Origin of the sequence: Pseudorhodoplanes sp. (assembly GCF_050250235.1) — a bacterium.
GTDB lineage: Bacteria > Pseudomonadota > Alphaproteobacteria > Rhizobiales > Xanthobacteraceae > Pseudorhodoplanes.
Genome location: NZ_JBFWPA010000200.1, coordinates 1 through 8069 on the forward strand (window position 1 = coordinate 1; position 8069 = coordinate 8069).

10 protein-coding genes, 1 tRNA gene and 1 pseudogene are annotated in these 8069 nt (G+C 60.0%); 8 read left to right on the forward strand and 4 right to left on the reverse strand.

Annotated features, from left to right (window positions below; genetic code table 11):
- The 7 genes from mbhE to AB7F49_RS36160 form a co-directional block, all read left to right on the forward strand.
- On the forward strand, positions 1–2224 hold a 2224-nt coding region (mbhE, locus tag AB7F49_RS36130; RefSeq protein ID WP_428531744.1), incomplete at its 5' end, for a hydrogen gas-evolving membrane-bound hydrogenase subunit E.
- A 2-nt stretch (positions 2225–2226) separates the two neighbouring features.
- Positions 2227–2595: a Na+/H+ antiporter subunit C gene (locus AB7F49_RS36135; RefSeq protein ID WP_428531767.1), complete on the forward strand. Its 369-nt coding sequence runs from the start codon at positions 2227–2229 to the stop codon at positions 2593–2595.
- Entirely contained in the window at positions 2592–4118 is a 1527-nt protein-coding gene (locus AB7F49_RS36140; RefSeq protein ID WP_428531747.1) for a monovalent cation/H+ antiporter subunit D, read from the forward strand. The genes AB7F49_RS36135 and AB7F49_RS36140 overlap by 4 nt, the downstream gene beginning before the upstream one ends.
- Positions 4119–4120: 2 nt before the next feature.
- Positions 4121–4612 (forward strand): Na+/H+ antiporter subunit E, encoded by a 492-nt coding sequence (locus AB7F49_RS36145; RefSeq protein ID WP_428531749.1) that lies wholly within the window; start codon positions 4121–4123, stop codon positions 4610–4612.
- Positions 4609–4878: a K+/H+ antiporter subunit F gene (locus AB7F49_RS36150; RefSeq protein WP_428531752.1), complete on the forward strand. Its 270-nt coding sequence runs from the start codon at positions 4609–4611 to the stop codon at positions 4876–4878. The genes AB7F49_RS36145 and AB7F49_RS36150 overlap by 4 nt, the downstream gene beginning before the upstream one ends.
- 7 nt (positions 4879–4885) lie before the next feature.
- Positions 4886–5269: a Na+/H+ antiporter subunit G gene (locus AB7F49_RS36155; RefSeq protein ID WP_428531755.1), complete on the forward strand. Its 384-nt coding sequence runs from the start codon at positions 4886–4888 to the stop codon at positions 5267–5269.
- A gap of 350 nt (positions 5270–5619) precedes the next feature.
- Positions 5620–6333 carry a universal stress protein gene (locus AB7F49_RS36160; RefSeq protein WP_428531758.1) on the forward strand — a complete coding sequence of 238 codons (714 nt, stop codon included), beginning with the start codon at positions 5620–5622 and terminating at the stop codon, positions 6331–6333.
- Between the two features lie 39 nt (positions 6334–6372).
- Here AB7F49_RS36160 and AB7F49_RS36165 read toward each other — a convergent pair.
- The 4 genes and pseudogenes from AB7F49_RS36165 to AB7F49_RS36180 form a co-directional block, all read right to left on the reverse strand.
- A pseudogene (locus tag AB7F49_RS36165) lies at positions 6373–6576 on the reverse strand (potassium transporter TrkG); the annotation flags it as partial.
- Positions 6572–6847 carry a hypothetical protein gene (locus AB7F49_RS36170; RefSeq protein ID WP_428531770.1) on the reverse strand — a complete coding sequence of 92 codons (276 nt, stop codon included), beginning with the start codon at positions 6845–6847 and terminating at the stop codon, positions 6572–6574. The pseudogene AB7F49_RS36165 and the gene AB7F49_RS36170, both read right to left, overlap by 5 nt.
- Before the next feature lie 2 nt (positions 6848–6849).
- Entirely contained in the window at positions 6850–7197 is a 348-nt protein-coding gene (locus tag AB7F49_RS36175) for a hypothetical protein (RefSeq protein WP_428531761.1), read from the reverse strand.
- A 304-nt stretch (positions 7198–7501) separates the two neighbouring features.
- Positions 7502–7576 (reverse strand) — tRNA-Gln (locus tag AB7F49_RS36180).
- Positions 7577–7676: 100 nt separating this feature from the next.
- Between AB7F49_RS36180 and AB7F49_RS36185 the strand changes: the two genes are divergently transcribed.
- A partial coding sequence (locus AB7F49_RS36185; protein ID WP_428531764.1) for an acyl-CoA dehydrogenase family protein occupies positions 7677–8069 on the forward strand: 393 nt, incomplete at its 3' end.

The window sequence follows — 8069 nt, forward strand, 5'->3', positions numbered from 1 at the left end:
GGTGCTGATTCTGCTCGGTGTGTTCACCAAATCGGCGCAGTTTCCTTTCCATTTCTGGTTGCCGCACGCGATGGCTGCGCCCACGCCGGTATCGGCCTATCTGCATTCTGCGACCATGGTGAAAGCCGGCGTCTTCCTGCTGGCTCGCCTGTGGCCGGTCCTGTCCGGCACACCGGAATGGTTTCTGATTGTTTCGCTGACCGGTCTCGTGACGATGGTGATCGCGGCCTGGATCGCGCTGTTCAAGGATGACCTGAAAGCGCTGCTCGCCTTCTCCACCGTCAGCCATCTCGGCCTGCTGACGATGCTGCTCGGGCTCGGCACGCGCATCGCGGTGGTTGCCGCCATGTTCCATGTGCTCAATCACGCGACCTTCAAGGCGGCGCTGTTTATGAGTGCCGGCATCGTCGATCATGAGGCCGGCACACGTGACATCCGCAGGCTCGGCGGTCTGCGTCATCTCATGCCGATCACCTCGGGTCTCGCCATCATCGCTGCGGCGTCGATGGCCGGTGTGCCTCTCCTCAACGGCTTCCTGTCGAAGGAGATGATGCTGGAGGAGGCGTCGCACACGGTCTATGCCGGTCAGGCTTGGCTATTTCCGCTGCTCGCCACCGTTGGCGCACTTCTATCCGCAGCCTATTCCGCCAGACTGATCTTCCACGTCTTTCTCGGGCCGGAGCGGCACGACTATCCGCACCACCCGCATGACCCGTCGCTCGGCATGTGGCTGCCGGTGGCGATACTGGTGGTCCCGATCGTCGCCATCGGCGTGATGCCCGCGACGTTTGCCGGCGCAATCCTCGCCCGAACCTCTTTCGCGGCCGCGGGCGGTGCTTTGCCCGATTATCATCTCGCATTGTGGCATGGTCTGACGCCAGCGCTCGCCATGAGCGCGATCGCGCTCGCCGGCGGGCTCGTGCTGCTGTGGTCCTATGCGGCGGTCGACCGCGTGCGACTCGCGGTGCCACGGCCCGATGCCATGACGCTGTTCCAGGCATCGATCGCCGTTATGGTCCGCGCCTCGCGCCTCTTCCTTGGCTGGATCGACAACGGCAGCCTGCCGCGCTACCTGGGCATCATCGTTGTGACGATCGGGCTGTTCGGTCTCGCCGGATATTTCGGCGCTCAGCCCGCGCCGGTTGCGGGAAACCGCGCGACATTGCCGGCGACACTGCCGGCGGTGACCGGCTGGCTGGTCCTGCTGCTTGCGTGCGGCCTGATGGTCTGGCGCCACTATGACCGGCTCGCAGCCCTCATCGTCACCAGCATCGTCGGCCTCGTCGTGTCGCTCGCCTTCCTGCAGTTCTCGGCGCCCGACCTCGCCCTGACGCAGATCTCGGTGGAGGTGGTCACCACCATCCTCCTGCTGCTCGCGATCAACCTTCTGCCGCGCACCACGCCGGACGAGCTGCCGCTACCCATGAAGCTTGGTGTCGGCGGACTGGCAGCGATCGGAGGCATCGGCGTGGCGGCGCTCGCCTATGCGGTGATGACCCGCAGCTTCGAGACCATCTCCGGCTATCATGTCGAGCAGTCGAAGCCCGGTGGCGGCGGCACCAATGTCGTGAACGTCATCCTGGTCGACTTTCGCGGCTATGATACCTTCGGCGAGATCATCGTGCTCGCGATCGCGGCGCTGACGATCTTCGCCTTGCTTGATTCCGCACTGCACGGGGCAGCCGGCCGCCGGCTCGCGCGGACGCGCTTCGACCCGCAGGCCGGCGACCCCCATCCATTGATGCTGACGGTGGTCACGCGCGTCCTGCTGCCGCTATCGCTGATAGTCGGCGTCTACATCCTCCTGCGGGGACACAACATGCCCGGCGGCGGCTTCATCGCAGGCCTGATCGTCGCCATCGCCTTCCTCATGCAATACATGGCGAGTGGATATGTCTGGGCGCATCGTCGCGCGCGATTCGACGCCCATGTGATGATCGGCGGCGGCGTGGCGCTTGCCGGTGCCACGGGACTGGCCTCGCTTCTGTTCGACCGGCCTTTTCTCACGAGCACCTTTGGCTATTTCCACCTGCCGGTGTTCGGGGAGGTAGAACAAGCCTCGGCGATGGCCTTCGATGTCGGCGTCTTCTTCACCGTGGTCGGCACCTGCCTCCTGTCGCTGGCAACGCTCTCCCGCGTCGAGGAGCGCGCGGAGCAGGCATCAAACCAGGCAGAGGCGCGCGCACGGCAGACCGATCAGCCCGTGGAGGCGCGGGCGCGATGAGCATGGAATTCCTCATGGCGACGGGCATCGGCGCGCTCACGGCGGTCGGCCTCTATCTGATTCTCCTGCGGCGCACATTTCCGGTGGTGGTCGGCCTCTCGTTCCTCTCCTACGCCGTGAATATGTTCCTGTTCACGATGGGACGGCTCGCAATCGACCGACCGCCGATCGTCAACGCCTTCGCCGCCGGCTACACCGATCCGCTGCCGCAAGCGCTCGTGCTCACGGCCATCGTCATCACCTTCGGCATGACGGCGCTGATCGTCGTGCTGTCGCTGCGCGCCTTTCTCGAAACGGGGGCCGACGATGTGACTCTCGGTATCCGGCCTGACGAGGAGCGATCTGACACTCGCCGCGATGAGGTTTCATGATGACCAGCCAATGGCTCATCATGCCAGTCGCGGTCCCTGCCATGACGGCGGCAATGCTGGTGCTGGCCTTGCGTCACAGCCTCACTGGCCAGCGCATCATATCTATTGCCGCGACCGCACTTCAGCTCATCGCCGCAATCGGACTCTATGGTCTTGCCGGCGACGGCGAGACGCGCGCCTATCTGCTCGGCAACTGGCCCGCGCCGTTCGGTATCGTGCTGGTGCTGGACAGGCTCGCAGCTACCATGCTGCTGCTTGCTGGACTGCTCGCCGTCGGCGTGGTGATTGCCGCGATTGGCGCATGGGACAGGCGCGGGCGGCATTTCCACGCGCTGTTTCAATTCCAGATGCTCGGCATCAACGGCGCATTCCTCACCGGCGACCTGTTCAATCTGTTCGTCTTCTTCGAGGTGCTGCTGATCGCATCCTACGGACTGATGCTGCACGGCGGCGGCGCTCGCCGCCTCAAGGCCGGGTTCCACTATATCGCGGTCAACCTGATCGGCTCGACGGTGTTCCTGTTTGCGGTCGGCACCATCTACGCGGTCACCGGCACGCTCAACATGGGCGACCTCGCCGTCAAGGTGCCGCAAGTCGCAACCGACAACCAGGCGCTGTTGGCGGCCGGCGCCCTGCTGCTTCTCACCGTGTTCGCCATCAAGTCCGCGATGGTGCCGCTGCATTGGTGGTTGCCGCCGACCTACGGCTCGACCTCGCCGCCGGCCGCCGCGCTTTTCGCGATCATGACCAAGGTCGGGGCCTATTCGATCATTCGTGTCTACACGCTTGTCTTCGGCGCCGACGCAGGTCCGCTCGCCAATATCGCCACACCGTGGATTCTTCCCGCCGGCATCGCAACGCTCGTCCTAGGGACGATCGGCGTAATGGCGAACCGTAATCTGCTCGATCTGGTTTGCTACTCGGTGATCGCCTCGATGGGCACGCTGCTGATCGCGATCGGCCTGGCGAGCCCTGCCGGACTTGCTGCCGCGCTCTACTATGCCGTGCAAAGCACGCTCACCAGCGCGGGCCTGTTTCTCCTCGCCGGCATCCTCCTGAAAGAGAAGGACGGCTGCGGAACGCTGGTGCAGATTCCACAACCCATGCCGCTCTATGCGGGACTCTATTTCCTGTTCGCCATTGCGATGGTGGGCATGCCGCCGCTGGCAGGCTTCATCGGCAAGTTCCTGATCCTCGACGCGGGGCGCGCAGCCTCCCACTTGGCAAGCGTCTGGCCGGCGGTCCTCGTCACCAGCCTCCTGCTCATCATTGGCTTCGCGCGAACCGGCATCCGGCTGTTCTGGAACGGTCCTGCGGTGGCTGAGACACCGGCTCCGCATGTCGCACCGATGCTGCCGACCGTCGTGGTCGGTGCCATGGTCGCAGCCGTGGCCATGTTGAGTGCGTTTGCCGGCCCGGTGATGAACGACATGACCGCCACGGCCGAACAGATCTTCACGCCGCAGCGCTACATCGCAGCAGTGCTCCACCGGCAACTGGCCTCGGACCTTGTAGGGGAGTGACCATGCGCATGCGCTTGCTGCCTCACCCGATATTGACCGCGATCCTCGCCGCGGTCTGGGTGCTGCTGGTCAACGACTTCTCATGGAGCGCCGCCGCTTTCGGATTGCTGCTCGGGCTCGCGATCGCAAAGCTGACGAGCGCCTATTGGCCAGGCCGGCCGCGGATTCGCAACCCCGTGGCTATTCTGGAGTATTCTGCCATCGTTCTCTGGGACATTATCGTCTCAAACGTGCAGGTTGCCTATCTGGTCCTGTTCCGTCGTGGGGAGAGCTTAAGGTCACAATTCGTGACCATCCCCCTTGCTCTGGAAAGCCCGGAAGCGATTGCCACGCTTGCCGGCACGATCACCATAACACCCGGAACGCTGAGCGCAGATTTGAGCGCCGACGGCCGATCGCTGCTGGTTCACTGTCTTGAGACGACCGACGCCGCGGGCACTGTGGCCGCCATCAAATCCCGTTACGAGCACCGCCTGATGAGGATATTCGAATGATCACCGTCGCCTGCGCTTTCGCGATAATCGCGATTTCGGTGTCCGTTCTGCTGAACGTCTATCGGCTGATCATAGGACCTGACGTGACTGACCGCATCCTCGCACTCGACACCATGGTCATCAACGCGATCGGTCTCATTGTCCTGACCGGGATATTGTTCGGGACCACGATGTATTTTGAGGCGGCGTTGTTGTTCGCCATGGTCGGGTTCGTCTCAACCGTCGCGTTCTGCAAGTTCCTTTTGCATGGCAATGTGATCGAGTGAGGCAGGGATGACAGCGTTTGTCGAAATGATCATCTCGACCTTCATTGTGATCGGCGGTGTATTCCTGTTCGTCGGATCGTTCGGCCTTGCCAAGCTACCCGACACGATGCGGCGCCTGCACGGCCCGACCAAGGCGACGACGCTCGGCATCGGATCCCTGCTCATCGCATCCCTGCTCTACTTTGTATTTATGCGCCAAGCGTCCGGCATCCACGAATTGCTGATCACCCTGTTCCTGTCTCTGACGGCACCGGTGACTGCGAAGATGATCGCCAAAGCGCATATCTTTCGAAACAAGCAGATTCAGCAGACGCTGCCTCAGGCTGATAGTGGGTTGAATTGGGCGACTTTAGAAAGCTCGTCGAAATCGAAAGAAAATATCAAAGCTTAAGTATGAATTCTCGCAAGAAATCACACTGCGAGGGACTACAGAAGGGAGGCAACCTTGAGCGCGATCAATTTATTTCTGATCATCATGGCTATCGCATTTATCGGCGGCATCGCACTTATGGGGTGGCGGTCAAAACGCGGAAACGACAAATCCGAATAGATAGCGGCCTCCGAAGAAACCAAAAAACTAGGCAAGTAGTAGGCATTTCTTAATACGAGGGTATGCCCATCATGCTCAAACGCATCTTAGTCCTTCTAGGAGAAACCCCCTCCTCCCGCTGCGCACGGGACTATACGTTTCACCTCGCACGGAAGACGGGAGCGACTGTGGCTGGCCTAGCGGGTATTGATTTGAGCTACATTGAAGCTCCCATGTTGGGTAGGATCGGCACTACAAGTTATAAAACCAAGCTCGAAGAAGCACTCCGGAAGCAGGCCGATGATGCGCGTCAGCGTCTGCACAAAATATTCGAACGAGAGTGCAAGGAATGGAATATGTCCTTTGAATGGCTTTCATTCGAAGGCGACCCCAACTTACACCTGCAGCTTGCGGCTGGCACACGTGATATTATCATAACCGGCCATGACACGGCCTATTATGGCAACATCCGAGAGCAGCTTCCGGAAATGGTGTCAAAGTTATTGCTGGCAACACCACGGCCGGTAATCATATGTCCCGACGAACCACCAGCCGGACGCGATGTTCTGATAGCCTATGATGGCAGCTTAGCCGCAATGCGCGTCATCCAATTGTTTGTTCTTCTTGGAATTGGACAGGACAGCCGTATCCATGTCACGTCCATCAATGCTAGCCGTGAACTGGCCGAGCGCGCAACCCATGACGTTGTCGATTATCTGAACGGTCACGAATATCAAGCCGAAGCTCATCCGATCACCTCCGATACGCACCCCTCCGATCTGCTGCGGAGTCAGGTAGCCGATCAAAATATTGGAACGCTCGTTATGGGTGCTTATGGTCGGCGCGGCTGGCGAGAATTTTTGTTTGGGTCCACAACGAATTCTCTTGTAGGGGCGCCGCCTTGTGCACTGTTTTTATATCACTGAGCCCAAGCCCCTGCGACGCTTGATAAGGTGAGGGGTTAGCTACCCGCACCAAAACCGCGGCACGAACAGGATGAGCACCGTGAATAGCTCAAGACGCCCCAGCAGCATTCCAAACGATAAGAGCCGTTTAGCGCTGTCTGGCAGCGATGCGAAATTTCCTGCTGGTCCGATGATCTCCCCCAGGCCTGGGCCAACATTCGCCAAAGCGGTGGCCGCACCGCTGGCGCTAGTCAAGAAGTCAAGCCTCGGAGCCATGAGCGCGATCGTGGGCGCAGCATGACATAGGAAAAACACAGCTGCCCTGACGGTCTTGAAAATGCCTGCCTCCGCTGCCTGTTCTGGCGAAAGCAAGAAAAATCGCATTCAGGATGCGCAAGCGCCGTCGCTCAAAAGCAGATTCAAACAGCCGCCGGTCAAAGTAATAGGAGCCTGTCGCCATCTTCTGTCGGATAGACTCGTCACGCTGAAGCAGCTTAACGATGGCGGGATCGCCTTGCATGAGATCACGCTGCACCGTCACTCTGTCGAGCCGTTGCCGAAACCGCGCAGCAAGTACATCAATGTCTTCGGGCGCACCTTCAACGCCGGCTCACCTGTAAAGCAGGCCCGGTGTTCCGGCTGCAGTTGGCCGTTCATTTCGATCACGCCAATAGTTGCTAGATCACGTCGCGGAAGAGGAGTACGACTGACGGCGTATCCAGCTTGCAACTTATTCCAGGAGCCGCGCTCCGGTATCGGAATGTTCGCTTTTCGGCATTGCTTCGCTATCGCGACGTCAGAAATTCCCAGACTTTTTCCAAGCCGGACCAACGCTTGCGACCAGACCAATTCATAAAGCTGTTCTCGCGTAAGCCGAATTGTCATTCTGACATCCCGATATCTTTATCCTGACGAGCACGTGAGACACTTCGCCATTCAAATTGTTTGAGCGTTCACTCTTAACCACACAATTGTTTGCGTGGTTGCCACGCAGTGTAGATCGAAACGAGTCTCCAGAATGCGTCTCTCAAAAACGGGAACAATTCAAAGTGTGTGCAGAGATTTTCGGCGACTTCCTTCAGACAAACACGCATCTCGTAACATCAGAGACAAAACGTTGAGTCAGAAAGCCTGCAGTTTACGGGCTTTCTACGCGAATCTCTCAAGTATTTAAAATATATGGACTTTTTGGCTGGGGCGCCTGGATTCGAACCAGGGAATGGCGGAATCAAAATCCGCTGCCTTACCACTTGGCTACGCCCCAAAACTGCAAGCGGGTCATATAGCTGCGCTTGTCCGCGCGATCAACGTCTGATTGATCGGGATCGAATTGACGCCATAGGCCCTGCGACTAGGATGCGCGGATGTCCTATCGCGCGCCCCTCGCCGACATTTCATTTGCCCTCAATCAGGGCGCCGGCATGACGGATGCCTTGCGCGAAGGCCTTTTCGGCGATCTCGGCCAGGACGTGGTGGAAGCGGTGCTGGAAGAGGCCGGCCGTTTCGCCGCCGACGTGATCGCGCCACTCAACGCCGTCGGAGATCGGCACGGCGCTATCTTCCGCGACGGCGCCGTGGTCACGCCACCCGGCTGGAAGGAAGCCTATCGCGACTGGTCGGCCGCGGGTTGGAACGGTCTTGCCGCGCCTACCGATTGGGGCGGTCAGGGATTGCCGCACGCGCTCAATGCGGCCTGCATCGAGATGTGGAATGCGGCGTCGATGGCGTTCGGAATCGGACCGGTTCTCACCATGGGC